Source organism: Rhodococcus sp. ARC_M5 (assembly GCF_022810405.1).
Taxonomy (GTDB): Bacteria; Actinomycetota; Actinomycetes; order Mycobacteriales; family Mycobacteriaceae; genus Rhodococcoides; species Rhodococcoides navarretei.
In genome coordinates this window covers 71,555-96,350 of record NZ_JALGQE010000013.1, presented here as the reverse complement: position 1 = coordinate 96,350, position 24,796 = coordinate 71,555, and the positions used below count along the sequence as shown (strand labels likewise).

19 protein-coding genes are annotated in these 24,796 nt (G+C 63.3%); 12 read left to right on the top strand and 7 right to left on the bottom strand.

Annotation, left to right across the window (positions count from 1 at the left end):
• Window positions 1–77: 77 nt before the first annotated feature.
• The 6 genes from MTX34_RS19120 to MTX34_RS19095 all read left to right on the top strand — a co-directional run bounded on the left by MTX34_RS19120 (window position 78) and on the right by MTX34_RS19095 (window position 11,702).
• On the top strand, window positions 78–590 hold the full coding sequence (locus MTX34_RS19120; protein WP_243610435.1) for a nuclear transport factor 2 family protein: 513 nt from the start codon (window positions 78–80) through the stop codon (window positions 588–590).
• Between the two features lie 109 nt (window positions 591–699).
• On the top strand, window positions 700–1,707 hold the full coding sequence (locus tag MTX34_RS19115) for a DUF1702 family protein (protein ID WP_243610434.1): 1,008 nt from the start codon (window positions 700–702) through the stop codon (window positions 1,705–1,707).
• Window positions 1,708–1,747: 40 nt separating this feature from the next.
• Window positions 1,748–3,520: an NAD(P)/FAD-dependent oxidoreductase gene (locus MTX34_RS19110; protein ID WP_243610433.1), complete on the top strand. Its 1,773-nt coding sequence runs from the start codon at window positions 1,748–1,750 to the stop codon at window positions 3,518–3,520.
• Between the two features lie 14 nt (window positions 3,521–3,534).
• Window positions 3,535–5,250 (top strand): NAD(P)/FAD-dependent oxidoreductase, encoded by a 1,716-nt coding sequence (locus tag MTX34_RS19105; protein ID WP_243610432.1) that lies wholly within the window; start codon window positions 3,535–3,537, stop codon window positions 5,248–5,250.
• A gap of 52 nt (window positions 5,251–5,302) precedes the next feature.
• On the top strand, window positions 5,303–6,142 hold the full coding sequence (locus tag MTX34_RS19100; RefSeq protein ID WP_243610431.1) for a thioesterase II family protein: 840 nt from the start codon (window positions 5,303–5,305) through the stop codon (window positions 6,140–6,142).
• Window positions 6,132–11,702: a type I polyketide synthase gene (locus MTX34_RS19095; protein WP_243610430.1), complete on the top strand. Its 5,571-nt coding sequence runs from the start codon at window positions 6,132–6,134 to the stop codon at window positions 11,700–11,702. The genes MTX34_RS19100 and MTX34_RS19095 overlap by 11 nt, the downstream gene beginning before the upstream one ends.
• Before the next feature lie 142 nt (window positions 11,703–11,844).
• Here the strand turns inward: MTX34_RS19095 and lpdA are convergent, their stop codons facing one another.
• From lpdA to pdhA, 4 genes are read right to left on the bottom strand one after another with little or no spacing between them, the layout of a single operon-like run.
• On the bottom strand, window positions 11,845–13,212 hold the full coding sequence (lpdA, locus tag MTX34_RS19090; protein ID WP_243610429.1) for a dihydrolipoyl dehydrogenase: 1,368 nt from the start codon (window positions 13,210–13,212) through the stop codon (window positions 11,845–11,847).
• Window positions 13,209–14,471 (bottom strand): dihydrolipoamide acetyltransferase family protein, encoded by a 1,263-nt coding sequence (locus MTX34_RS19085; protein WP_243610428.1) that lies wholly within the window; start codon window positions 14,469–14,471, stop codon window positions 13,209–13,211. The genes lpdA and MTX34_RS19085 overlap by 4 nt, the downstream gene beginning before the upstream one ends.
• Complete coding sequence (locus tag MTX34_RS19080) at window positions 14,468–15,472, bottom strand: alpha-ketoacid dehydrogenase subunit beta (RefSeq protein WP_243610427.1); 1,005 nt, start codon at window positions 15,470–15,472, stop codon at window positions 14,468–14,470. Before MTX34_RS19080 ends, MTX34_RS19085 begins: the two co-directional genes overlap by 4 nt.
• Window positions 15,469–16,584 (bottom strand): pyruvate dehydrogenase (acetyl-transferring) E1 component subunit alpha, encoded by a 1,116-nt coding sequence (pdhA, locus tag MTX34_RS19075; protein WP_243610426.1) that lies wholly within the window; start codon window positions 16,582–16,584, stop codon window positions 15,469–15,471. Before pdhA ends, MTX34_RS19080 begins: the two co-directional genes overlap by 4 nt.
• Window positions 16,585–16,742: 158 nt before the next feature.
• Between pdhA and MTX34_RS19070 the strand changes: the two genes are divergently transcribed.
• Window positions 16,743–17,228 carry an Lrp/AsnC family transcriptional regulator gene (locus tag MTX34_RS19070; protein ID WP_243610425.1) on the top strand — a complete coding sequence of 162 codons (486 nt, stop codon included), beginning with the start codon at window positions 16,743–16,745 and terminating at the stop codon, window positions 17,226–17,228.
• A gap of 28 nt (window positions 17,229–17,256) precedes the next feature.
• Here the strand turns inward: MTX34_RS19070 and hppD are convergent, their stop codons facing one another.
• Complete coding sequence (gene hppD, locus MTX34_RS19065) at window positions 17,257–18,462, bottom strand: 4-hydroxyphenylpyruvate dioxygenase (protein WP_243610424.1); 1,206 nt, start codon at window positions 18,460–18,462, stop codon at window positions 17,257–17,259.
• Window positions 18,463–18,642: 180 nt separating this feature from the next.
• Here hppD and MTX34_RS19060 point away from each other — a divergent pair, with 180 nt between their 5' ends.
• On the top strand, window positions 18,643–19,155 hold the full coding sequence (locus MTX34_RS19060; RefSeq protein WP_243610423.1) for an Lrp/AsnC family transcriptional regulator: 513 nt from the start codon (window positions 18,643–18,645) through the stop codon (window positions 19,153–19,155).
• Between the two features lie 33 nt (window positions 19,156–19,188).
• Here the strand turns inward: MTX34_RS19060 and MTX34_RS19055 are convergent, their stop codons facing one another.
• Both MTX34_RS19055 and MTX34_RS19050 read right to left on the bottom strand, forming a co-directional pair.
• The gene (locus MTX34_RS19055) at window positions 19,189–19,872 is read right to left on the bottom strand and encodes an ABC transporter ATP-binding protein (RefSeq protein WP_243610422.1); all 684 of its coding nucleotides are present in this window, start codon (window positions 19,870–19,872) and stop codon (window positions 19,189–19,191) included.
• Window positions 19,869–20,951: an ABC transporter permease gene (locus MTX34_RS19050; RefSeq protein WP_243610421.1), complete on the bottom strand. Its 1,083-nt coding sequence runs from the start codon at window positions 20,949–20,951 to the stop codon at window positions 19,869–19,871. The genes MTX34_RS19055 and MTX34_RS19050 overlap by 4 nt, the downstream gene beginning before the upstream one ends.
• Before the next feature lie 183 nt (window positions 20,952–21,134).
• On the opposite strand from MTX34_RS19050, the gene MTX34_RS19045 reads away from it, so the two are divergent.
• Genes MTX34_RS19045 through MTX34_RS19030 form a run of 4 tightly spaced genes read left to right on the top strand, consistent with a single transcriptional unit; the run spans window position 21,135 to window position 24,778 of the window.
• The gene (locus MTX34_RS19045; protein ID WP_243610420.1) at window positions 21,135–22,316 is read left to right on the top strand and encodes a sensor histidine kinase; all 1,182 of its coding nucleotides are present in this window, start codon (window positions 21,135–21,137) and stop codon (window positions 22,314–22,316) included.
• Window positions 22,313–22,945 carry a response regulator transcription factor gene (locus MTX34_RS19040; protein WP_243610419.1) on the top strand — a complete coding sequence of 211 codons (633 nt, stop codon included), beginning with the start codon at window positions 22,313–22,315 and terminating at the stop codon, window positions 22,943–22,945. The genes MTX34_RS19045 and MTX34_RS19040 overlap by 4 nt, the downstream gene beginning before the upstream one ends.
• Window positions 22,932–24,149, top strand: coding sequence for a sensor histidine kinase (locus MTX34_RS19035; RefSeq protein WP_243610418.1), 1,218 nt, complete (start codon window positions 22,932–22,934; stop codon window positions 24,147–24,149). Before MTX34_RS19040 ends, MTX34_RS19035 begins: the two co-directional genes overlap by 14 nt.
• Window positions 24,146–24,778: a response regulator transcription factor gene (locus MTX34_RS19030; RefSeq protein WP_243610417.1), complete on the top strand. Its 633-nt coding sequence runs from the start codon at window positions 24,146–24,148 to the stop codon at window positions 24,776–24,778. Before MTX34_RS19035 ends, MTX34_RS19030 begins: the two co-directional genes overlap by 4 nt.
• The last annotated feature ends 18 nt before the right edge of the window (window positions 24,779–24,796 follow it).

Sequence of the window (24,796 nt, the reverse complement as noted above, 5' to 3'; positions counted from 1 at the left end):
ACAATCGAACCTCGGGGGAAGGTATCGTTTTGTCTATTCCAGGCTCTATTCCTGAGTTGAGTCCTTTATCTTTAGCGGTGCGAGCGGGAATTGAAGCATTGCGTACGGCGGATCAGGCCGGGGATGCCGACGCCATGGGCGAGTTGCTTGCACCTGACGTCGTGTGTCGGTCGCCGTTCGCGTCCACCGTTCGTTTCGAGGGCCGGGACGAAGTAGTGGCACTCCACCGCGACGTGTTCGCCATCCTGGAGGATCGCGACTCCGGCGAACCGCTGGTGAACGAGTCGACGGGGAGCTTCAATTTCTCCGGCCGGGTGCGCGGGACGCCGGTGGACGGGATGATTCTTGCGACTTTCGATGAGCGGGGCCAGATTTCGGAGCTCAAGATCTTCATTCGTCCCCTGTTGGCCCTGTCGGCCATGTTCCGTGCGCTACCCCCCAGAGTCTCTCGACGGCGTGGGGGGCCTGTCAAAGCTCGCTTGACGGCGATGGGTGGTTGGCTGTTCGCGCTCATTGCCCGACCGATCGAGAAGCTGGCACCGTTTCTCATTCCCCATTCTGGGGCACTGCCCAACCGGGATGAGTCGTAATTCGGTGTCCAAGCAAATGATGAGTAACAGTATCTGATCTGAACTAACGAAATATCTGAAGCTGTGCACACCGACCAGGGGTCGAGAGGGCAATACGAAAGCGAGTGTCATGCGACTGAGTACCTTTATCAAGCCCTTCACGCACCTCAAGTTGGATTCGTTCAGGGAGCTGTCGAATCAGCGTTTCGGTGCGTTGGACGACAATGATACCGACTGGGATTATTTTCAATTCGTGGTGCAGAAGTTCTTCGAAGGATTATATCTAGCTGTCGATACTAATAGTCAGGAAAAGCTGCTCAGGGAGCTCGACAAGGAAACGATCGAGTATCGAGGGTTCATATACGAGGGTGCCGGGATGGGCCTGATCATGCTCGATTCCTTCCTCCCTTTCAAGAACCGTTTCGATTCGTTCATGCGACTCGCCGGCGCGGAGTACGAACTGCTCGTCCAGATCGGTGCGGGTATGGGGTTCGGGTATCTCGCCAAGGGGATGCCGGTTCGACTGGTGCGACGCGACACGAACAAGTTCGTCGATCGACAGGATCCGATGCAACGCTGGTTGGTCGTCGACGGCTACGGATTTTTCGACGGCATGGTGAACTGGAAGAGGGTCATCACCGAGAGGGAACAGCCCGGTGAACTCGTGGGATACGGCTTGCGGGCTTACGACCAGGGGGTGGGCAGGAGCCTGTGGATCTGCACCGGCGGGCATCCGGGCAGATTTCAGCAATCCATCAAGACGTTCCCGCGTGGGCGCCAGGCTGATCTGTGGGGTGGCATCGGGGAAGGATTGGCCTACGCCGGTGGCGTGGACGACTTCTCGCGGGTCCGTGACCTTGTCAGGGAGGCGGGCGACTTCGCCGATCACTTTGCTGCTGGGGTCGTGGTCGGTGCCGTGGGGCGAGTGCGAGCCGGTGAACGTTCTGCTCATACCGATTTGGCATGCAACGCGATCTGGGAGTGCGATTCGTCGACGCTCGTCGCGAGCGCGGATGCGCGGTGGACCGACGGGTTGGGCAGCGTCGCGGGCGCAGATCTCTACGAGCATTGGCGGGCTGGTCTTCGACGAGAATGGTCGGCCGACCACAAGCATCTGGCCGACCTGCATTCCTCCTGACGGGTTGTGCGTTCGAGTGATTCGAGACGAGTGAAAGGGCATGAAGGTGACCGTGCAATCGGAGTTGTCAGGGCTGTCGAAGGAAGCGCGTGCGGCGCTCGCCGCTCGTATCGCGAAGCATCTGTCGCAATCGGACACACCGCGACCGGATCATGATGTGGTGATCGTGGGCGGTGGTGTAGCGGGTCTGACCTTGGCGTTGGAGATATCTCGTACCCGGCCGACTCGTGTCCTCGTGGTCGACTCGGACACCGGGCCTGCACCTGAGGCCACGCATAGGGTCGGTGAGTCGACAGTCGAGGTTGCGTCGCATTACCTCAGAGAAAAACTGTGCATGGGTGAGCACCTGTCGGCGTCGCAGCTGCCGAAGATGGGCTTGCGAATGTTCTTCTCCGACGGCGTGAACACCGACATAGCGCAGCGGCTGGAGGTCGGCAGCTCGACACGGATTCCCTTCGTCACCTACCAGATCGACCGTGGTCGCCTCGCCAACGAGCTCGCGAGGCGGTGCGCCGCTGATGGTGTCGACATCACCTGTGGGAGGGTGCAGTCGATCGAGCTCGGCGCAGGCAGTCGGCCTCATTCGCTCACTGTCCGCACGGGCGACAGAACATTCACTACAACCGCCACCTGGGTGGTGGACGGATCCGGCCGGAATCGGACGTTGTCCAAGCAGCTCGATCTGCGTCGGTCCAATGAGCACAAATGCAATGCGGTATGGCTCCGCGTGGCTGCAGAGCTGGACATCGGGCAGTGGAGTTCGGATCCCGATTGGCACGCCAGGATCGTCGACGGTGATCGGGCGCTGTCCACGAATCACCTGATGGGGCAGGGTTATTGGGTGTGGATAATCAGGCTGGCCTCTGGGTCGACGAGCATCGGCATCGTCGCCGATCCCGCCTTCCATCAAGCCTCGGCTTTCGACACTCTCCCCAAGGCGACGGCCTGGCTTCGCGAGTACGAGCCGCAATGCGCCGACGCGTTGGCGGAGGTGGAGGACCGGGTCCAGGACTTTCGGGTCATGAAGAATTACAGCCATGGGGCAGCGAAATTCTTCGACGGCAAGGAGCGCTGGTGCTTGACCGGTGATTCCGCGATCTTTCTCGATCCGCTCTACTCCTCCGGATTGGACTTGATCGCCATCGGAAACGGGCTGATCACCGACATGATCGTCCGAGACCTCGACGGCGAGAACGTCATCGGTCGTTCCAAGACCGTGAACACGTTGTTCGGGACTCTCGCCGAGATGTGGTTGGCGATATATCAGGACCAGTACCCGCTGATGGCAGCACCGAAGGTGATGACCTCCAAGATCATCTGGGACGTGGCGCTCTACTGGGGATTTCTGGGCTTCCTCTACGTCAACGACCGGTTCGTCACCGTTGCCGACGACCCGTCGATCGTGCCCGGTCTGGAACGGATGGTGGGTCTGAGTAACCGAATGCAACAATTCTTCCGCGAGTGGGCCGCCATCGAACAAGGTCGGCCGCAGGCCCAGTTCGTCGACGCGTACTCGCCGTTGAACTTCATGCGCGTGCTGCACGCAACGATGATCGACGAAATCCCCGATGTCACTGCCCAGTTCGATACCAATGCCGAGTTGCTCGGCCGAGTCGCTGGGCAACTGGTAGAGCTCATCATCGCTGAGAACTGCAACAGATTCTCCGACGACGCGGTGATGCGCCAAATTCAAGCGTGGCAACAGGATCCGTTGTTGCGAGATGTGCGATCGGTCTATCGACGCCAGCAGGGCGTCAACCCGTTGAGTACTGACTGGATCATTGCTTCGGCCCCAGTGCAGTCATCCACCTAATCGAAGGAGACATCATGCCGGACTCAGCTGGCTCGACCGCCACCGCGGATCCCACTACCGTCGATGTGGCTGTCCTCGGCGGTGGGATATGCGGGCTCACCCTGGCTCTGGAACTGCGCCAGAAGGTGCCGGGATTGTCGGTGACCGTGGTGGAGAAGAGCGTGCACCCGGTCAAAGAAGCAACACACAAGGTCGGCGAGTCGACGGTGGAGATCCAGGCGCACTACCTGCGGGACATCCTCGGACTCGGGGAGCACCTGGAGAGCGATCAGATACGGAAATTCGGCTTGCGCATGTTCTTCACGTACGGCGACAACGAGGATATCGCGAAGCGAGTCGAGTACGGCCAGACGGGTGAGGCACCCCTGGCCACGTATCAGCTCGATCGTGGTCGAATCGAGAACGAGTTGGGTACGCGTATTCAGTCGGCTGGTGCGACTTTCGAGACCGGCACCCGGGTGGTCGACGTCGCGCTCGGCACCGGCGACGAGCCGCACTCGATCACCGTCACCAAGGGTGGGAGCGAGCGCAGGTTGGCTGCCCGATGGGTGATCGACGCCAGTGGGCGTGCGTCCATCCTGAAGCGCCAACTTGGTTTGCAGAAGTCGCTCCCGCACGAGGCCAATTCGAGTTGGTTCAGGCTCGAAGGCCCCGTCGACGTCGACAACTGGTCCGACAATGCGGAATGGCGTGACAAGGTGCCGAGTGGTAAGCGCCGGTTGTCCACCAATCATCTTATGGGCCAGGGATACTGGGTATGGCTGATTCCGCTTGCCTCGGGCTCCACGAGTGTCGGTGTGGTTGCCGACGCCAAGGTCCACCCGTTCACCTCGATCAGTACGTTCGAGAAGACACTCGCCTTCTTGCAGGTACACGAACCGCAGCTGGCCGCGCATATCGTCGCCAATCGCGAGAAGCTCCAGGACTTCCGAGCGATGCGGGACTACGCCTACGGTGCCGAACGCGTGTTCTCCGGTTACCGGTGGTGCCTGACCGGTGAGGCAGGGGTCTCGATCGACCCGCTGTACTCCTCGGGGGGTGATCTGATGGCGATCAGCAACGGTCTCATCACCGACCTCGTCGCGCGTGACCACGCCGGCGAAGACATCGGCCCTCTCGCCGACATCCACGATCAGGTGTACCTACTGGTCAGCGACATGTGGTTACTGATCTACCAGGACCAGTTCGCGGTGATGGGCAATGCGCAGGTCATGGTTGCGAAGGTGTTGTGGGACACGATGATCTACTGGGCGGTTCCCGGCACCATGTACTTTCACGACCAGCTGAGACGTATGTTCCAGAGCCCGCCCATCCTCACCGGACTGGTCCAGATACGTACTCTTCACAGCAGAGTCGAGCAATTCTTCCGCGAGTGGTCGGCGATCGACAATCCGGTTGTCTCCGATCATTTCGCCGATCCGTATCTCTTTTTCGGATTCTTCCTGGAGCTGCACGAGCAGATGGCCACCGACCTCTCCGACGGCGAGTTCGAAGATCAGCTGCTGAAGAATGTCGCACTTCTCGAACAATGTGCCGGACAGCTGGGTGCCACGGTGATGGACAAGCTCAGAGATTCGACCGATCCGGCCGCGACCGCTCAATTGACCCGATGGCGGGCGGACAAGCAACTCGCAGATCTGGTGAACAAATATCGTGTGGGTGCCTACCCGGAGCCAATAGACGGCTCTTGGATCACGTTCGGTGGTCCGCAGGCAAGGGTGCCCGCATGAGCCGAGTCCGATTGCTGCAACTGCGTCGGGGTCGGGTCGAGGAGCTGACCCATTGACGACTGACAAGCTGATCGATCCGGTGGTGCGACCGGGGTCGACGAGCAGCGACAAACGCGCAGAACTGTTGACCGCATTCCGCAGGGTGCACAACAGGTGGTTGGGTGGCCGCGACAACCCCGACGCGGGGCCGTTGATGTTGTGCTTCACCTATGCGGGCGGCAGCACAGGGGCGTTTCGCGGATGGGAAGACATGCTTCCCGTGAACGTGTGCCCGATCGTCCTACCGGGCCGCGACGGTCGCATCGACGAGCCCGCGTACACCAGGTTGAGCCCCCTGATAGCGGACCTGGTCGACAACGTCGGACCGCATGTCACCCCGGACACCGTCTTCTTCGGTCACAGCATGGGGGCACTGGTCGCCTTCGAGTTCACCCGAGAGCTGCGTCGGAGGGGGATGGCAGTTCCGAAGAAGCTGCTTCTTGCGGCTTTTCGTGCGCCGCACCTCGAGAGCGACCGAAAACCTATCCACGGGTGGCCCGACGACGTGTTGCAGGCGGTCCTACACAGGGAAGGTGTCCCCGCGGCGACGCTGACCAACCCACAGATCATGGCGGCGCTCCTGCCGACGCTGCGGGCTGACCTGGAGCTGTGCGAGACCTACGAGTTCGCCGACGAGCCTCCGTTGGAGGTCCCGTTGGCCGTGTTCGGGGGCAGCGATGACGTCCGTGTCCGCCCGCCGATGCTGCGTGGGTGGGATCGGCACACCTCGCAGGGGGCAACACATGTGACCGTGAACGGTCCGCACCTGTTCATCAACGTGTCGCGGGACGAACTCCTTGCGGCAGTCCAGCACGAACTTCACGCGATGGTCGGAGATCACGATGTCAACTGAACCAGCAGCGCGAGCACCCCTGGCCATCGTAGGAATCGGGTGTCGGTTCCCCGGCGGGGCCGACACGCCAGAAGGATTCTGGGACATGATGTGTGGGGGTGTCGACGCCACCGGCATCATTCCTGAAGCGCGATGGAATTCCGCGAAATACTTCGATCCGAATCCGGCCAAGAACGGCAAGATGATCACCGAACGTGGTGGTTTTCTGGACGAGGTCGATCAGTTCGACCCCCAGTTCTTCGGGATCTCGCCCCGGGAGGCGCACTCGCTCGATCCGCAGCAGCGTCTCCTGTTGCGTGCCACCTGGGAGGCGTTCGAGGACGGCGGAATTCGCGCTGAGGATCTGGCCGGACAGCAGGTGGGCGTGTTCATCGGAGGGTTCACCACCGACTACCAACTGCTGCAGAACCACGGCCGGAGCAGTCGTTACCGATTCAAGCCGCACTCTGCCACCGGAATGATGATGACAATGCTGTCGAACCGGATCTCGTACACGTTCGACCTGCGAGGCCCGAGCATGACCGTGGACACCGCATGTTCGAGCTCATTGGTCGCCGTACACCTTGCCGCGCAGAGTATTTGGAACGGTGAGTCCGAGATGGCACTGGCCGGCGGAGTGAACGTCATCATCGGCCCCAACACGTTCGTCGCGGAATCCAAGAGTGGATTCCTCAGCCCCGACGGACGCTGCAAGTCCTTCAGTCGGTCCGCGAACGGATATGCGCGCGGCGAGGGTGGAGCAATAGTGATCATCAAGCCACTGGAGCAGGCGCTCGACGACGGTGATCGAATCTACGCGCAGATCCTGGGCAGCGGCGTGTCACAAGACGGCCGTACCGATGGCATCACGGTTCCCAGCGAAGAAGCCCAGGAGGCAGCGATCACCGCGGCCATCGGACGCGCGGGGGTGGAACCGGCCGACATCGGTTACGTCGAGGCGCACGGAACCGGCACCCCGGTCGGCGATCCCATCGAAGCCCGCGCACTGGCCAAAGCACTGGCCGGCGGCAATCCTCGACGCCGACCGCTGCTGATCGGCTCGGTCAAGACCAACATCGGCCACCTCGAAGCGGGTGCCGGCATAGCAGGACTGATAAAAGCGGCGCTCGTCGTGAAACAGGCGTTCATACCGCCGAATCTCCACCTCGATGCGCTGAACGATCAGATCTCGCTGGGTGAGCTCAACATCGACATCCCGTCCGTCGGCCGCGACTGGCCGACCGGTGACGGCGAACGACTGGCCGGGATCAACTCCTTCGGCTTCGGCGGCACCAATGCGCACGTCGTGCTTGCCCAACCACCCGAGAATGCCGATGCCGGGGCCGAAGAGGATCGGCCGTCGTTCCCGCTGGCGGTTCTACCGATCTCGGCGCGCGCCGACGATGCAGTTGCCGACTCCGCCGGGCAGTTGGCCGAATACCTTCGTGCAACCCCCGACATCACGATGGCCGACCTGGGCTACACCCTCGGTCAGCGGCGATCCCACCTCGGTTACCGGCGAACCCTGGTCGTCGACGGCATCGACGATGCACGGAGTCAGCTCGCAGCAATCGCCGACGGCAGCGACCGAAAGAAGCCCGTGAACGCGGGGAGATCGCGTTCGGACACACCGAAATTGGCTTTTGTCTGTACCGGCATGGGTGCACAGTGGTGGAAGATGTGTCGCGGCTTGCTCGATGTGTATCCCACGTTCACCGCGAGCATCATGCGCAGCGATCGCGCCCTGCAGCCGTATATGGGCTGGTCGTTGATCGACGAACTCCGAGCCGAAGAGTCGCAATCGCGCATGGCGGAACCCAACGTGGCGCAATCGGCCAACTTCGCGATCCAGGTCGCCTTGGCCGAGCAGCTCCGTGAGTTCGGCGTGGTACCCGATGCCGTTATCGGACACAGCGCCGGCGAGGTGGCCGCGCACTACCTCGCGGGCATCCTGACGTTCGAGCAGGCGATCGCGGTGATCCTCCAACGCAGTGAGGCTGCGCAGCGCGTCAAAGGTCTGGGCGGGATGTTGGCGATCGGTCTCAGCGCCGACTCGCTCATGCAAACCATCGATGCCACGACGCGTGAGGAGATGGAGTCTCGGGTCTCGATCGCCGCGATCAACGGCCCGTCGGCCGTGGTTGCCTCAGGCGATCGCGACATCCTCGGCACCATAGCGGCACAGCTGACCGAGGTCGAGATATTCAACCGATTCCTCAACGTCGATGTGCCGTACCACAGCCACTACATGGACCCGCTTCGCGACGATATGCTCACCGCGCTGAGCGACATCTCGCCCGCGCCCGCCAAGATTCCCGTCTACTCGACGGTCACCGGTGAGCTGTTGAACGCGGAGGCTGCGAATGGCGCGTACTGGTGGCAGAACACGCGCTGGACGGTCCTCTTCGAACCGGCGCTCCGTCGGATGCTCGACGACGGCTACACACATTTCGTCGAACTCGGTCCGCACCCGCAGATGGCATCGGCCATCGTCGAGATCGCGGCAGGCCGGGACTCCGAGGTCGTCGTCCTGGCAAGTCAGAAGCGCAACGAGGATGACAGTCGGACGCTGATGGAACTCGTCGGTGACCTGCACTGTCACGGACATCCGATCGCGTGGGATGCGTTCTATCCCAAAGCTCGTGCGCGACTGCTCTCCCTGCCGAGGTACCCATGGCAGGCTAAGAGTTACTGGAACGAGACTCCGGAGACTGTGGAGGAGTTGCATTACAACCCGGTCCATCCGATTCTGGGTCAGCCGGTCCTCGACGTGCACCCGACATGGGAGGCCGAACTCAGCGTGGCGACCCTCCCGTTTCTCGCTGACCACAAGGCGCAGGGCAGCACCCTCGTGCCGGGCACAGCATTCATCGAGATGGCAGTGGCAGCGGGAAAAGAAGCGTTCGGCTCGACCGACTTCTGCGTCGAGAACCTGAACCTGCAGCACGCCGTGATACTCGATCAGACCTGCGACCCGACAGTACGTACCACCCTCGACCGGGCCACCGGCGTGATCGAGTTCGCCGCGATGACGGCCACTACCGGTGGCGACCTGCACTGGGTGATTGCGGCGACAGCAGAGTTGAACACGATCTCCCGAGGGTGCCGTGTCGGTCCGGCTCCGAAGCACCCCGGGGAGAGCGTCGTCATCGAATTCGACGAGTTCTACGCGCGCAGCCGTGCTTTCGGCTTCGAGTACGGCGAGGCATTCCAGTCCGTACGCCGCGTCACCGCAGGGGACGGTTGGGCGACAGGCGAACTCGTCGTCCCCGAATCGATCCATTCGGACCTGGACAGGTACCGGTTCCATCCAGCGCTCATCGATGGTGCGCTGCAGACTCTCCTGGCGATGTCCATCTCCGGGAAAGATCTCGGTACGGAGGCTTTCCTGCCGTCGGGCGTTCGACGAGCCACCGTCCATGGGGCTCCGCAGCAGACCATGACGGTCGAGGTGCGGTTGGTGTCGGTGAGCAGTTCGGTGATCGAAAGTGACATCACCATTTCGAGTCGGACCGGTGAGCTGTTGGTCTCGCTCGAGGGCTTCACCGTTGCGTCACTCAACTCGTCGATCGGTATGTCGCCCGAGCACGTCGACAAGGGTCTGCTCGACGTTCGCTGGGTGGCGGGAGGTGAACTGGACGAGAGCAAAAGCATCGCGGCCAAGGATCTTTCGTGGTTGGTCCTGTCCGATTCCTCTGGCATCGGCTCACTCGTGGCTCGACAACTCCGCGAGAGCGGACAGCGGGTGCGCACGGCCGTTCACCGCGCCGTGGACCGGCTCGTCGAGGTCGACGGTGAGTATCGGATCGATGGCGGTCAGCCGCAGCAGTTCGTCGATCTCATCGACGCGCATGTGCAGATAGAGGGCGACCTCGCGGGCATCGTGAACTGTTGGCCACTGGACGTTCCCGATGCGGCGGACTCGGGGACGGATGGCGCGGCTGAGGCAGGACGGAGGGTCGGTGTTTTCGCGGCCCTCCACCTCGCTGCGGCTATGGCACGGCACGAGACCGTCTGTCCGCGTCTCTATTTGATCACCGCGAATGCGCAGCCGGTGCCGGGAACCGATCGACTTGCCGTCGACCAGGCTCCGCTGTGGGGGCTGGGGCGGGTGATCGGCCACCAGGAACTGACCGACAAGTGGGGCGGTCTGATGGACATCGACGACGCCGACGATCCGGCCCAGACCGCCGAACGACTCTGCAGGCACATCTTGACCGAGGGTGCCGAGGATCAAGTCGCGTTTCGTGGCACCGAGACCTTTGTCCCGCGGCTGTTCCCCATGGATGGGTTGACCAAGGCCTTTCCCACGAAGCTGACGCCGGATGCGACCTATGTGGTCACCGGCGGCTTGGGGGCGCTGGGTCAGGTGGTTGCCAGGTACCTCGCGAAGCGTGGAGCTCGCGATATCGCGCTCTTCAGCCGTACGGAGCTTCCGCCACGCAGCCGATGGTCGGAGATTTCTGTCGACGACGCGCAGTACTCGGTGGTCGACGCGATTCGAGGGATCGAGAAGTTGGGCGTGCACATCACCACGGCAAGTGTCGACATCACCGACCTCGAGCAGGTGCAACGGTGGGCACGTGATCACACTCGACAGGGTGGCCGGCCGGTTCGAGGCGTCATCCACGCCGCTGGCGTTGTCGAGGACCAGCTGTTGGTGAACATGGACGAGGCGTCGTTCGCGAAGGTGCTGGCTCCCAAGATCGACGGTGCCCGCGTCCTGAGTAGCGTCTTCCATGCGAACGACCTGGAATTCTTCGTGATGTTCGGTTCGGCTGGATCGGTTATCGCTTCGCCCGGTCAAGGCAACTATGCCGCCGCGAATTCGTTCCTCGATGTCTTTGCCTGTCAGTTGCGAGCCAAGGGGTTGCCTGCGCTGACAATCGGTTGGGGGCCGTGGTCGGTCGGGATGGTCGAGGAACTGAAACTGGAGAAGATGTACGAGATGCGAGGCGTCGAGCTCATCACCCCCGAGGCCGGCGGCCGGATCCTCGACCGAGTGATGAATCAGGAGGTGCCCACCGTGGTGGCCATCTCCGCGGACTGGGCTCGTCTTCGTAAAACCGGTATGGCCGGTCAGCTGCCTGCGATCTACGCCGAATTGGGGAGGGCCGACGCCCTGAGTGACGATGCGGGCGCTGGGTTCTCGTTACTGGACGTGCTCAAAGGCACGCCGGAGGCCGATCAGCTCGGCGTTGTTGCGGGTTACGTGACCCAGATCGTCGCCGGCGTGTTCGACCTGCCACTCGACGATGTCGGCGGCGACGCGACGATGAATGACCTCGGTCTCGATTCCATGATGGCGATCGAATTGAAGTCCAGGATCGCCGCGGTCATCGCAGTCGACGTGCCGGTGCTGGAACTGCTCAAGGGCATTACGGTGAGCGGGCTGGTCGATCGCATCTTCGCCGAACTCCAGGTCGACGAGGAAACCGGACCGGTGCCGGTCCTCGACGACCGCCCAGAGACGGTCGCCGACGACCACGACGTCGATCGACTCATCGAACAGCTCTCCACGGCCGACCTCCTGGAACTGCTTGCCGACCTCGAGGCAGAGTCCCCTGTTCGACCGAAGTGAGCTGCATTCTCGGCAAGATCAGATCAGCAGTGAGGTCGATTGTTGTTGCGTCCCACCATAACGGGACACGGGGACAGATCGACAGCAATCGATCTCACTGAGTACGAAATGATCGACCTCGTAGTCCACTGAGCTGTCGCGTTCAGCTGTGCGCGTGCAACGGCCGTCCCGACAGCGCCATCATCGCCTCACCGAGTGCTTCGTTCTGCGTGGGGTGTGCATGCACGAAGCCACCGACCTCGGATGGCAGTGCTTCCCATGCCACCGCGAGTTGCGCTTCGCCGATCAGCTCGCCCACGCGGTCACCGACGAGGTGGACGCCGACGACCGGGCCGTCGTCGCGTGCGCGAATCACTTTGACTCCGCCGGCAGTGGACAGGATGCGACTCTTGCCGTTGCCGCCGAGGTCGTAGACCACCGAGGTGACGGTGCCGTACTTCTGCTCCGCGGCCTTCTCAGTGAGGCCGACCGACGCGACCTCGGGGTGCGAATAGGTCACGCGCGGAACGAGATCACCGTCGATACGTGCCGGGGCGAAGCCGGCGATGTGCTCGGCGACAAATATGCCGTGCTGGAAACCGCGGTGAGCCAGCTGATATCCCGCCACGATGTCACCGACGGCATAGACACCGTCTGCGTTTGTGAGCAGGTTGTCGTCCACAGTGACGAAGCCACGTTCGGTGGCGATGCCCTGCTCGGCCAGCCCGAGACCGTCGGTGCGAGGTCCACGACCGACGGAGACGAGCACGAGATCGGCCGAGATGGTGTCGCCGGACGACAATGACACAGAGACTGCGTCGGCGGACTCGGTGACGGTCTCGACCTTGGTTCCGGTACGAATGTCGATGCCGCGCTTGCGTAGTGCCTTGGTCAGCTGCTTCGACGACCATTCGTCTTCACCCGGCACGATACGATCGAGGGCCTCGACGACGGTGACCTTGGCTCCGAAAGAGGCCCAGATACTGGCGAATTCGATACCGATGACCCCGCCGCCGAGCACGACGACCGACTCCGGCACCCGATCCAACGACATCGCCCCGTCGCTGGTGAGCACCCGCGGCCCCAGTTCGATACCGGGAATGGTGCGTGAATACGACCCAGTGGCGAGAACCAGCGAGGCACCGGTGATGTGTCGACCCTCCACCTCGACGGTACGAGGACCGACCACCTGGCCACGACCGGACACGATTTCGATGCCCGGACGCTTCAACAGCCCCTGCAGTCCGGAGTAGAGACCGGCGACCACGTTGCGCTGATAGTCCAGCGCCGCAGGCATATCAACACCCGTCAACGATGCAGTGACGCCGACGTGAGCAGCCCCGCGCACCGCATCGGCAACCTCGGCGGTGTGCAGCAGTGCCTTGGTGGGGATACATCCACGGTGCAGGCAGGTGCCGCCGAGCTTGTCCTCCTCCACCAGTGCAACCGACAGACCGAGCTGCTCGGCCCGCAGGGCGCAGGAGTAGCCGCCGGAGCCGCCGCCGAGGATGAGAACGTCCACGTCACTCATCGGACGGATCCCAATGCCACGACGGGGTTTTCGACGAAATCGGCCACGGTGCGCAAGAACCCGCCCGCCACTCCGCCGTCGCACACGCGGTGGTCGAACGCCAACGACAGCTGTGCGACCTTGCGGACGGCCAATTGGCCGTCGACCACCCACGGGCGGTCGATGATGCGTCCGATGCCCAAGATCGCGGCCTCGGGGTGATTGATGATCGCGGCCGAGCCGTCGACCCCGAATACTCCGTAGTTGTTCAGCGTGAATGTTCCGCCGCTCAGTCGTGCTGCGGGCAAGGAACCGGTTCGCGCCAGCTCGGTCAGCTCGGCCAGCCGCTCGGCGAGTTCCTTCAGATCGGCCTTGTCGGCCTGCGGCACAACAGGAACCATCAATCCGCGATCGGTTTGCGCGGCAATACCGAGTCCGACGTTCTCGTAACGCTGGATCTCGCCCGCCGCAGTATCGACCGTGCTGTTGAGCTCGGGGAACTTGGACAGCGCGATCATCGTCAGCTTTGCCAGCACCGCCAGCAGCGTCACCTTCACGCCGTCGATGGAGGCGTCGAGGTCGCGTCGGGCTTGCAGCAGAGCCGTCGCGTCGACGTCGACCCAGACGGTCGCCTCGGGAATCTCCGAACGACTGCGAGAGAGTTTGTCGGCGATGGTCTTACGAATCCCGGTGATGGGGATTCGCGTGACGCCCTCCGGCGAGGAAGCAACGTTCGAACCGGCCAAGGCGCGCTCGACGTCCGCGCGGGTGATCACGCCGTGGCCGCCGGCGGTATCGATGCTCGCCAGATCGAGCCCACCCTGCAACGCCATGCTCCGAACGATGGGGGAGAGCACCTTCGGTGCACGTGAGCGGAAATTCGTAGCCTGGGTCGAACTTCCGCTCACCTGCGGCGCAGCCGCTCTCTTGTGACGGCCGGTCGGGCCGTGTCCGGTGCCGTAGCCGATCAGCACATTGCCCGAGCCGGCTTTCTCCTCTTCGCGGTAACGCTCATGGGCAGCGGACACATCGGCGACAGCACCGCCGGTGATGCTGATCAGGGGAGCGCCGACGGCCAGCGAGGTGCCCTCGGCCGCATGCAGTTCGCCGACAACGCCCTCGAACGGGCAGGGCACCTCGACAGACGCTTTTGCTGTCTCCACTTCGACGACGACCTGATCGATGGTGACGGTGTCGCCGGGCTTGACCTTCCACTCCACGATCTCGGCCTCGGTCAGTCCTTCACCGAGATCGGGGAGCAGGAATACCTGCATGCTCATACCGTGACCGCCTTGCTGAGGTCGGGAGCATCGTTCCACTGCAATCGGTCCATCGCGTCCAGCACACGATCCGCGGACGGCAGGTGGAAGTGCTCGAGTTTCGGTGCCGGGTAGGGAATGTCGAGTCCGGTCACCCGAAGTACCGGAGCGTGCAGGTGATGGAAGCAACGCTCGGACACCCGCGACGCAATCTCCGCGGCAACACCGGAGAAGCCCTGCGCTTCCTGAATCACGATGCAGCGTCCGGTCTTGCGTACCGAGGCTGCGACGGTCTCGTCGTCGAACGGATTGAGCGATCGTAGGTCGATCACCTCGACGCTACGGCCGTCCTCGGCCGCGAACTCTGCTGCCTGCATGGCGACCGACACGGTGGGGCCGTATGCGAGAAGCGTGACGTCGGTACCGGCGCGGCGCACGACGGCGGTGCCGATCGGCTCGGTCTTGGTCAGCTCGATGTCGTCCTTGGAGAAGTACAGCCGCTTCGGTTCGAGGAAGATCACCGGATCGGGGTCGGCGATGGCGTCACGCATCAGTGAGTACGCGTCGGCGACGGTGGACGGGGAGACGACCTTCAGGCCGGGGGTGTGGGCGTAGTAGGCCTCGGACGAGTCGCAGTGATGCTCGACGCCGCCGATACCGCCTGCGAACGGAATCCGAATGACCATCGGCGCGGTGAGTGAGCCACGAGTTCTGTTGCGCAGCTTGGCAACATGGGAGACGATCTGCTCGAACGCCGGGTAGGCGAAGGCGTCGAACTGCATCTCGACCACGGGCTTGTAGCCCGACATCGCCATTCCGATCGCGAATCCCACGATGCCCGACTCGGCAAGCGGGGTATCGAAGCAGCGGTCGTCGCCGAAGTCTCGGGTCAGGCCGTCGGTGACGCGAAAGACGCCGCCGAGCGTGCCGACGTCCTCGCCGAACACGACGACCTTCTCGTCCTCGGTCAACGCGTCGCGCAGGGCGGCGTTGAGGGCTCCGGCCATGGTCATCGTGGTCATGACAGTTCTCCTGCAGCGATCTCGGCGGCGACCTGATTGCGTTGTTCGGTCAGGCCGGGGGTGGGGGAGGAGTAGACGAACCGGAACAGATCCTCGGGGTCGACGTCCTGCTCGACGTTCATGCCCGCGCGAAGCGCCGCGGCGTCGGCGTCGGCGGATACCGTCATCTGCTCGCGCATCTCGTCGGTGAGCAGACCCTGGGCTTCGAGGTAGGAGTCGAGGCGAGAGAGCGGATCTCGAGCCAACCACCCTTCGACCTCGTCGGCCTTGCGGTAGCGAGTGGCGTCGTCGGCATTGGTGTGGGCATCCATGCGGTAGGTGTGCGCCTCGACCACCACCGGTCCCTTGCCTGCTCGGACGTATTTCACGGCCTCGTCCATCACTGCCATCATCGCGATCGGGTCGTTGCCGTCGACCTGCTCGCTACCGATGCCGTAGCCGACGCCTTTGTGCGACAACGAGGGAGCCGCACTCTGACGCGCGAGGGGAACGCTGATGGCGAAGCCGTTGTTCTGCACCAGGAAGATCACCGGGGCGCGGAACACCGCCGCGAAGTTGAGGGCCTCGTGGAAGTCGCCCTCACTGGTCGCTCCGTCTCCGCAGAACGCGAGGGCGATGGTGTCTCGTCCCTGCTTGGCCTCGGCGTACGCGAAACCGGTCGCGTGCAGCAATTGTGTTGCCAGAGGGGTGCATTGGGGAGCGACCTTGTAGGCGGTCGGGTCGTAACCGCAGTGCCAGTAGCCGGCGAGCATGCCGAGCAACTCCACCTGGTCGACGCCTCGCGCCGCGAGAGCCATCGAGTCACGATACGTCGGGAACATCCAGTCCTGCTCGCCCAGGCAGAGGGCCGCGGCGATCTGACATGCCTCCTGTCCGCGCGAGGACGGATAGACCGCGAGCCGGCCCTGCTTGGTCAATGCCGTTGCCTGCTGGTCGAATCGGCGACCATGCACCATCGAGCGGTACATCTCGAGCAGACGCTCGTTCGACGGGTGTGCGTAGCGGGCGGCACTGTCCACGCCCGTCCCATCGGGTGCGAGGTACTGCACGGGACGGTCGGCAGGCATGAACTGTTGGTAGGACGTTGCCGGAACCTTCTCGACGGTCGTCATGTCGCACTCTCCTGAAATCGGCTTGTACGGCGATTCTGGCCGATTCGGTGAGGAAGAAGTCCTATAGCCGTAGGATTGCAGACATATTGCTGACATTCCAGGTGCGAACTGACTATCTGTCGGGTCGAGGCAAAGAACCACGAGGTAGGAGCGGACGAATGGACGACGTCTCGAGACGTGTGGAATTGGACGACACGGATCGTCGCATCCTCGCCGAGCTGACCTCGGACGGCCGGGTCTCGATGCGGGTGCTGGCCGATCGTCTCAATCTCTCTCGTGCACATACGTATACGCGCGTCGACCATCTGAAGGATGCGGGTGTCATCGAGCGGTTCACCGTGCAGGTCGACCATGCAGCATCCGGACTCGGGACTTCGGCGTTCATCGCGCTGTCCATCCGTCAGGATTCGTGGCGGACCGTGTCCGAGGGGCTGAGGGCGATGGAATTCGTCGACCATTTCAGTTTGCTCGGAGGGGATTTCGACGTGTTGGTACTCATCAGGACTCCCGACAACGAGAGTCTGCGGCAGGTGGTGCTGGAAGGGCTGCAATCGCTCGACGGAGTCCGAGCCACCCGCACGTGGTTGATCTTCGACGAGGACCGAGGCGGTCTGGGACGAACGACGCCGCCCACCGAACGCTGACAGTGGGCGGCGTCGAACAGGTCACGAGTCAGAAGTTGCCGCGAGCGTCCTGCTCGCGCTCGATGGCCTCGAACAGTGCCTTGAAGTTACCGATCCCGAACCCGAGCGAGCCGTGGCGTTCGATGAGCTCGAAGAACACCGTCGGGCGATCCACCAGCGGCTTGGTGAAGATCTGCAGAAGGTAGCCGTCCTCGTCTCGGTCGACGAGAATTCCGCGCTTCTGCAACTCTTCGATCGGCACTCGCACGTTACCGATACGGGCGCGTAATGCGGGATCCTCGTAGTACGAATCGGGAGTGGCGAGGAATTCGACGCCGGCGGCGCGGAGTGCGTCGACCGAGGACAGGATGTCGTTGGTCGCGAGCGCCAGATGTTGTGCGCCCGGGCCGCGGTAGAACTCGAGGTACTCGTCGATCTGGGAGCGCTTCTTGGCGATGGCCGGTTCGTTCAGTGGGAACTTCACGCGGTGGTTGCCGTTGGAGACGACCTTGCTCATCAACGCCGAGTAGTCGGTGGCGATGTCGGCTCCGACGAACTCGGCCATGTTCGTGAAGCCCATGACTCGGTGGTAGAAGTCGACCCACTCGTCCATCTTGCCGAGCTCGACGTTGCCCACCACATGATCGAGAGCCTGGAAGATGCGCCTGGGAGCGCCTTCCGGTCGCTGCAACGTCGACGTCCGCGGTACGTAGCCGGGCAGATAAGTGCCGGTGTAACGCGAGCGATCGACCAAGGTGTGTCGGGTGTCGCCGTAGGTCGCGATGGTCGCGGTGCGGACTGTGCCGTGCTCGTCGGACATGTCGGTCGGCTCGTGCAGTACTCGCGCGCCCTGGGCTCGCGCATGCTCGATGCATCGGTCGACATCGGGAACGGCCAGCGAGATGTCGATGACGCCGTCGCCGTGGCGGGTGTGGTGTGCCACCAGATCACTGTCCGGGTCGACGGCTCCCTTGATGACGAAACGCACTGCAGCGGATTTGAGTACGTATGCGTGGTGGTCACGTTGGCCGGTCGTCGGACCTGAGTACGCAACGAGCTCCATGCCGAACGCGGACTGGAAGAAATGCGCGGTCTGCGTCGCGTTGCCGACCACCCATACGATGGCGTCCCAGCCACTGACGGGAAATGGATCTCGCTTGTCGTCGTAGTCCACCAGTCCGACGAGCTGTCGAAGCTGATCGGCGTCGAGATCGGCCAGTCTTTCGTCGTCGTTGAGGATGTTGTCGAGGCTCATGAGGGCTCCCTGTTGCCGATGCAGTGTCGTGTCGACCAGTTGTTCCGATGAGCAGAACATCTGACAGATGGGCCGTCAATCAATCCCAGTTCTGCTATCTGAGCTGTGCAGATCGAGCAGGTGAATCCAGAGATTGCTATACGATCCGTCTAGAAAAGCATTCGAGTGACGAGGTGCGACATGGAATCCACACTGGACGAGTTGGACCGAGCCTTGCTCACTGCGCTGCAGGACAATTCGAGAATAGGTGTGCTCGAGCTGTCGCGGACGCTCGGCGTCGCACGGGCGACGGTGACGGCGAGGTTGCAGCGGCTGGAGGACAGTGGCGTCATCACCGGCTATCGACCGCGAATCGGTTTGGCTGCAGCGGGTTACGGAGTTCAGGCGTTTGTCACGTTGGAGATTGCACAAGGAGCGCTCGGCGATGTCGTGGCCACTCTGGAGCAGATTCCCGGCGTCTTGGAAGCCTTCGCGACCACAGGTTCGGGAGATGTGCTGTGCCGAGTCGCAGCTGCGTCGCACGACGACTTGCAGCGAACATTGATCGTGCTCAACCAGTCTCGCACGATCGCGCGGTCGACCAGCGTGGTTGTGCTCTCGGAACTGGTCGAGTTCCGAACGATGCCATTGCTGAACACAGCAGAACCCGATCGAAAGCCGAAGGCCCCCGCCTACCGGCCCACTTCTGAGTGAGGTTCGGCAGGCAGGGCCCTTCGGCTCGCCACGTCAAGTGGACGGAGAGCCGACGAGCAGCCGCCCGTCCACGATTTCGACTACTTCGTCCATGTCGGACAGATGTGCGTGGTCGTGGGTGACCACCACGGTCGCGGTGGCGTTGGTGCGGGTCAAGGTGGTGATCACATCGAGAATTGCAGCTCCGCGCTCGTGATCGAGTGCGCTTGTGGGTTCGTCGACCAGCAGTACTGCAGGGTTGCTCATCAAGGCTCGGGCGATATTGACCCGCTGTCGTTGCCCGCCGGAGAGTTGATGCGGCCTCTTGTGCGCGTGATCGCCGAGGCCGACAGCGTCGAGGAGCGTGAGTGCGGACATTTCGGCGTCCCGGGGTGAGTGACTACCGAGGTGGGCGATGACCTGTAACTGCTCGATGGCGGTCAGCGACGGCAACAGGTTGGGCTGTTGAAAGACGGTCCCGACCTTGGTGCGCCGTAGTGTTGTCAATTCTCTGCGAGTCATTGCGGCAGTGGGTGTTCCGTCGATCACGACACGACCGCTGTCAGGGGTGATCAGTGTGGCCGCCACAGCGAGCAAGCTGGACTTGCCGGAGCCGGACGGGCCGATGACGCCGGTCATCGTGCCTTTCTCGACGTGCAGATCGACGCCGTCCAACGCAGTGAGCCGGGCGTCGCCGTCGGGGTAGGTGAGAGTGATACCGGTCAGATGCAGGCTCATCGTGCGCTCCCGAGTGCAGTGAGGGGGTCAACGGAGGTAATTCGATTGATGGACAGAGCCGCGCCGACTGCGCCGAGGGCGACGATGATCAGCGCGGGTAGCACCACGGTGCCGGGGTCCAGGACGAACGGCACAGTGCCGCCGACGAGTGCGCCCACTCCTGCGGCCAGACCCGTCCCGACGACGGTGCCGGCGGTCAGCAGCACGACGGCCTGACCGAGGGCATCTCGGAGCAGGTATGCGGTAGATGCTCCGAGAGCCTTGAGAACTGCGATGTCCCCACTGCGTTGGATGGTCCACACGGTGAAGAACGCCCCGATGACAAGTGCGGAGATCGCGAACAGGAACGCGCGCATCAGTTGCAGCGAACCGTTTTCCGAGCTGTAGGAGCCGACGGCGGACTTGGCGTCCGCGGTGGGCACCGTGTGTGTTCCGATCCGTTCGTCGGCCGCAGCGAGGTCGACATCGGTGTCGGTACTCAATCCGACCACGGTCGCGCGCAGTGGGCCTGCGGGGGCTCCACTGGACATGGTCTGCCATGCCTCCAAGTCCATGAAGATCACCGGGGTGTGGCTGTAGGAGGCGTCGCCGTCGACAGCAGCGACCGTCAGGCGCTGCCCACCGAGGACGAAATCCTCACCGACCCCGAGGTTCAGCTCGTCTGCGGCCGACGTCGACAGCACTGCGCTGCCGGTGCGGATTCGGTCCGATTGCGGCGCCAGAGTGGAGCCCGGCTGCACGCCGAAGGCAGAGATCGCGGCGCTGCGCGAGCCGGCCTCGGCTTTGGTAGTGCTGATGCCGAGTGGTTCCGCTCGCTGTACCCCATCCACTTGTGCCCACTGCTGCCACGTGGATTCGGTGACGGTGCTGTCGGTGAACGACACCGAGTTGCCCTCCGTCGGAGCCGAGAACGTCAGATGGTCAGCAGGCAATTCGGTGATCGCCGACGTGCTTTCTCTTCCCAATCCCGCGGTGAGTCCGGACAACAGACCGACCAACATGGTGATCAGGACGATGACGGTCCCCATCAGAACGAACCGCCCCTTGGCGAATCTGAGGTCTCTCCATGCGACGAACACGTTTTTCTGCCTCTCTTACGGACGTCCGAATCAGGTATCCGGCAACTGCGTTCAACTGTCGCCGCAGCGGGGCTACGCAGGCATCGACCGGGAGAGTGCATCTCGAGAGCCGGAAGGATCAGCGCCCGCTACACCTTTTGGCCGATGTCGGCCGGCTGCGAACCGCATAACCTGGACGTCGTTATGGATCCGTCGTCGCTCACCCCTGTCATGCGCATCCTGCGCGGGTGCCTACATCTGATGCTGGCCGCACTGCTGACGCTGTCGGTCGTGCGAGCGGTCCAGGAGCGCGTACCGCACCTGACTGCGGTCATCGTTCTCGCCGTGGTTCTGGGCATGGTGTACGCGGTGGGGGCAACCTGGCCGAGAGTGCGTCACTCCGGTGCCACTGCCGCGGGATGGCTACTGGCGGTCGGGATGGTGTGGACGGCACTGCTCGTGGTGAGCCCCGAAGCCGTCTATCTCGCGTTCCCGTTGTTCTTCCTCCAGCTCCATCTACTGCCGACGACGTGGGGCCTGACGGCGGTTGTCTGGACCACCCTCACGGCGATCGCTGGATTCTGCTGGCATCGAGGAGGTTTCGCGGTCGGAGCGGTAGTGGGCCCGTCGCTCGGTGCCGCGGTTGCCATCGCCGTTGTTCTCGGCTACCAAGCGCTCTACCGCGAGAGCGAACAGCGGCGCGCGCTCATCGAGGAGCTGACCGCCGCTCGCGGAGAGCTGGCAGCGGCGGAGCGCGAAGCCGGGGTGCTCGCCGAACGTGAACGACTGGCCCGAGAAATCCACGACACCCTGGCTCAGGGGCTGTCGAGTATCCACTTGCTGCTCCGCGCGACGGAACGTCTGCTCCCCGAGCGTGCGGAGGAGGCGAACACGCATGTCGTACAGGCCCGTGAGACGGCGTCGAGCAACCTCGAGGAGGCACGGCGCTTCGTTCGTGCGCTGAGCCCGCCGGATCTGGAGAACGGTTCACTGCCTTCGGCGTTGGAACGATTGTGCGCCAGCACCTCTGCGGCTACCGGACCAGCGGTCGATTGGCAGTTGTCGGGTGTTCCGGTACCCCTCCGGACAGCACACGAGGTCGCGCTGCTGCGCATCGCTCAGTCTGCTCTGGCGAACGCCACGCAGCATGCCGATGCCACCCGGGTGGCGGTCACCCTGAGCTTCATGGACACCGAGGTGGCTCTCGATATCGTCGACGACGGTGTCGGCTTCGATCCCGACACCGTCAGCAGCGGGGATCGCGGTTTCGGGCTACCGGGAATGAGGTCACGTGCTCGCTCACTGCAGGGCACCCTCGTGGTGGAATCGAGACCGGGCCTGGGCACCGCCGTCGCCGTCACTGTGCCATTGGAGGTGCGAACATGATCCGTCTTCTGATGGCCGACGACCATCCGATCGTTCGCGCAGGGTTGCGCGCGGTACTCGAGACCGAGCCGGACTTCGTGATCATCGCCGAGGCGACGACTGCCGAGCAGGCGATCGGACTCTCCGCCGAACTCGAGATCGACGTGGTCCTCATGGACCTGCAGTTCGGTCCCGGTATGCACGGCGTCGACGCCATTGCCGCCATTGCTTCCTCTCCCGGCGCACCGCACGTACTGGTGCTGACGACCTACGACACCGACGCCGACATCCTCGCCGCCATCGAAGCGGGCGCCGTGGGCTACCTACTCAAAGACGCACCGCCCGATGATCTTTGCGCAGCGGTGCGCACTGCAGCAGCGGGAGGGTCGGCGCTCGCGCCTGCCGTTGCATCTCGACTGATGGACCGGATGCGGACACCCGGCAGCACACTGACGTTGCGTGAGATCGAAGTGCTGCAGTTGGTGGCAGACGGCCATTCGAACGTGCAGATCAGTCGACGGCTGTTCCTGAGCCAGGCCACCGTCAAATCCCATCTGGCCCACATCTACACGAAGTTGGGCGTGGATTCACGAACCTCTGCCGTGGCATCGGCGGCGTCCAAGGGGTTGATCCGGCATGGACAACATTGAATTGGGCTCGTCCTCGCGGACCGGAGGGGTGATCGAGATGTCCCCGCGCCGCAACTTTGTGCCGTGGGTGCGCTGGGTGCCCGTGGCCTTGGTGCCGCTGCTGCTGCTGGCCAGCAATTTTCCAGGCGAGTACCGAGTGCCTCTCTGGTATTGGTCGATGGCGCTTGCGGCTGCGATCGTCTTTCTGTGGGGCGGCCGTTGGCCGCTGCCGGTCTCGCTTGTGCTGTCGGCGCTGGCGGTGCCGATGTTCCTCACTGACGCGTGGGGGCTGTCGGAGCTGGTTCCCTATCTCGGCGCGGCCGGTGTGGCCGAGGTAGCGATGCTTTCGACACGGTCCGCTCCGGTGGTCGTGGCCAGTGTGTCGTGGACGGCAGCGGTTCTGTGGGGGATTGCCGCCGGCGACTCCTCGACCTTCTGGCGTCCTGCCACTGCGGTCGAGACTCTCGCCGTTGTCGGTCTGCCGTTGTTGTTCGGGCTGTATCTGCGGGCCCAGCGCCGCTTGGCCGCCACGTACCGGGCGCGAGCCGCCGACGCCGACATGCGAAGGCTGGAGGATTCGGCGCGGGCCCGCTTGGCCGAGCGCGCCGCGCTGGCCCGAGAGTTGCACGATCTGGTGGCCCATCACATGGCGTCGATCGTGTTGCGGATCGGTGTCGCGAAGCATGTCGTGGCGGAGGCGGACCCGCGCGTTCGAAGTGTGCTCGACGACGTCCACGACACGGCTTCGGGTGCTCTGGACGACATCCGCCGACTTCTCGTAGCGCTTCGGGATCCCTCGCCCGGAGAGGTTTCGTTGGTGGAGACAGATGCTGTGTCCACCGAGATCGCTGCAGCAATCGAGCGCACCCGCGCCACGGGAATCACCGTCGACGCCGAGGTGGATACCGACCTCGGCGAGCTGGACACGATCGGAAGGCTCACCCTGCTCCGGGTCGTTCAGGAGTCGTTGACCAATGTCATGAAGCACGCGGATCCTGCCCAACCCGTGACTGTCTCGGTCGTCCGCGAGCACGGCGGCGTGATCGCGTGCGTAATCAGCTGTCTCGACGACCCTGCCGGGGCCGTCGACCCTGCCGGGCACGGATTGACGGGAATGGCAGAGCGTGTCGCGCTCGCCGGGGGCAAGCTCGAGGTCGGAGCCGAGGACGGCAGCTGGTCCGTCCGTGCCGCGCTCACCATGTCCGACGGCGAGCGTGGACGATGATTCGCCTACTCATCGTCGACGATCAGCGCCTGGTCCGGGCAGGGCTGCGGATGCTCTGTGAGTCGACCGAGGATATCGAAGTCGTCGGCGAAGGTGCCAACGGCGCGGAGGCAATTCGTCTGGCCGCCGAGATGTCACCGGATGTCATCCTCATGGATCTGAGGATGCCGGGCCTCGACGGAATCGAGGCCACCAGAGCGATCCTGAATTCCGGATCAGCACCGAAGGTGCTGGTGCTCACCACTTTCGACGACGACGATCATCTCTACCCGGCTCTTGCGGCGGGCGCAGCGGGATTCCTCGTCAAGGACACCGAACCGGCCGAACTGTTGGACGCCATCCGTCGCGTCGCCGACGGCGAACTCCCGTTCTCCCCATTCCTGTTGCGAAGGCTGGTGAACCGGGCAGTCGAGGAGGGACGCGCCGTCGAGCGCACCGAGAACGTCGAGCTGAGCCCGCGGGAGATCGAGGTTCTCAGGCTTGTCAGTGAGGGCTTGGGAAATCAGGAGATCGCGGACTGTCTGCATCTGGGGGTCTCGACGGTCAAGACACACGTGGCTAATTTGATGGCAAAGACCGAGTGCAACAACAGAGTTCGCCTGGCCGTGTGGGCGTATCGGCGCGGCTGACATCGGCAGTGCCCGATC

Bases quoted from the DNA above. Each gene is read 5' to 3' on its own strand.
- MTX34_RS19035 (WP_243610418.1), top strand. From the start codon at position 22,932: ATGGACAACATTGAATTGGGCTCGTCCTCGCGGACCGGAGGGGTGATC.
- MTX34_RS19060 (WP_243610423.1), top strand. From the start codon at position 18,643: ATGGAATCCACACTGGACGAGTTGGACCGAGCCTTGCTCACTGCGCTG.
- MTX34_RS19070 (WP_243610425.1), top strand. From the start codon at position 16,743: ATGGACGACGTCTCGAGACGTGTGGAATTGGACGACACGGATCGTCGC.
- MTX34_RS19085 (WP_243610428.1), bottom strand. From the start codon at position 14,471: ATGAGCATGCAGGTATTCCTGCTCCCCGATCTCGGTGAAGGACTGACC.
- MTX34_RS19045 (WP_243610420.1), top strand. From the start codon at position 21,135: ATGGATCCGTCGTCGCTCACCCCTGTCATGCGCATCCTGCGCGGGTGC.
- MTX34_RS19095 (WP_243610430.1), top strand. From the start codon at position 6,132: ATGTCAACTGAACCAGCAGCGCGAGCACCCCTGGCCATCGTAGGAATC.
- MTX34_RS19040 (WP_243610419.1), top strand. From the start codon at position 22,313: ATGATCCGTCTTCTGATGGCCGACGACCATCCGATCGTTCGCGCAGGG.
- MTX34_RS19105 (WP_243610432.1), top strand. From the start codon at position 3,535: ATGCCGGACTCAGCTGGCTCGACCGCCACCGCGGATCCCACTACCGTC.
- MTX34_RS19055 (WP_243610422.1), bottom strand. From the start codon at position 19,872: ATGAGCCTGCATCTGACCGGTATCACTCTCACCTACCCCGACGGCGAC.
- MTX34_RS19080 (WP_243610427.1), bottom strand. From the start codon at position 15,472: ATGACCACGATGACCATGGCCGGAGCCCTCAACGCCGCCCTGCGCGAC.
- MTX34_RS19030 (WP_243610417.1), top strand. From the start codon at position 24,146: ATGATTCGCCTACTCATCGTCGACGATCAGCGCCTGGTCCGGGCAGGG.
- hppD (WP_243610424.1), bottom strand. From the start codon at position 18,462: ATGAGCCTCGACAACATCCTCAACGACGACGAAAGACTGGCCGATCTC.
- MTX34_RS19115 (WP_243610434.1), top strand. From the start codon at position 700: ATGCGACTGAGTACCTTTATCAAGCCCTTCACGCACCTCAAGTTGGAT.
- MTX34_RS19110 (WP_243610433.1), top strand. From the start codon at position 1,748: ATGAAGGTGACCGTGCAATCGGAGTTGTCAGGGCTGTCGAAGGAAGCG.
- lpdA (WP_243610429.1), bottom strand. From the start codon at position 13,212: ATGAGTGACGTGGACGTTCTCATCCTCGGCGGCGGCTCCGGCGGCTAC.
- pdhA (WP_243610426.1), bottom strand. From the start codon at position 16,584: ATGACGACCGTCGAGAAGGTTCCGGCAACGTCCTACCAACAGTTCATG.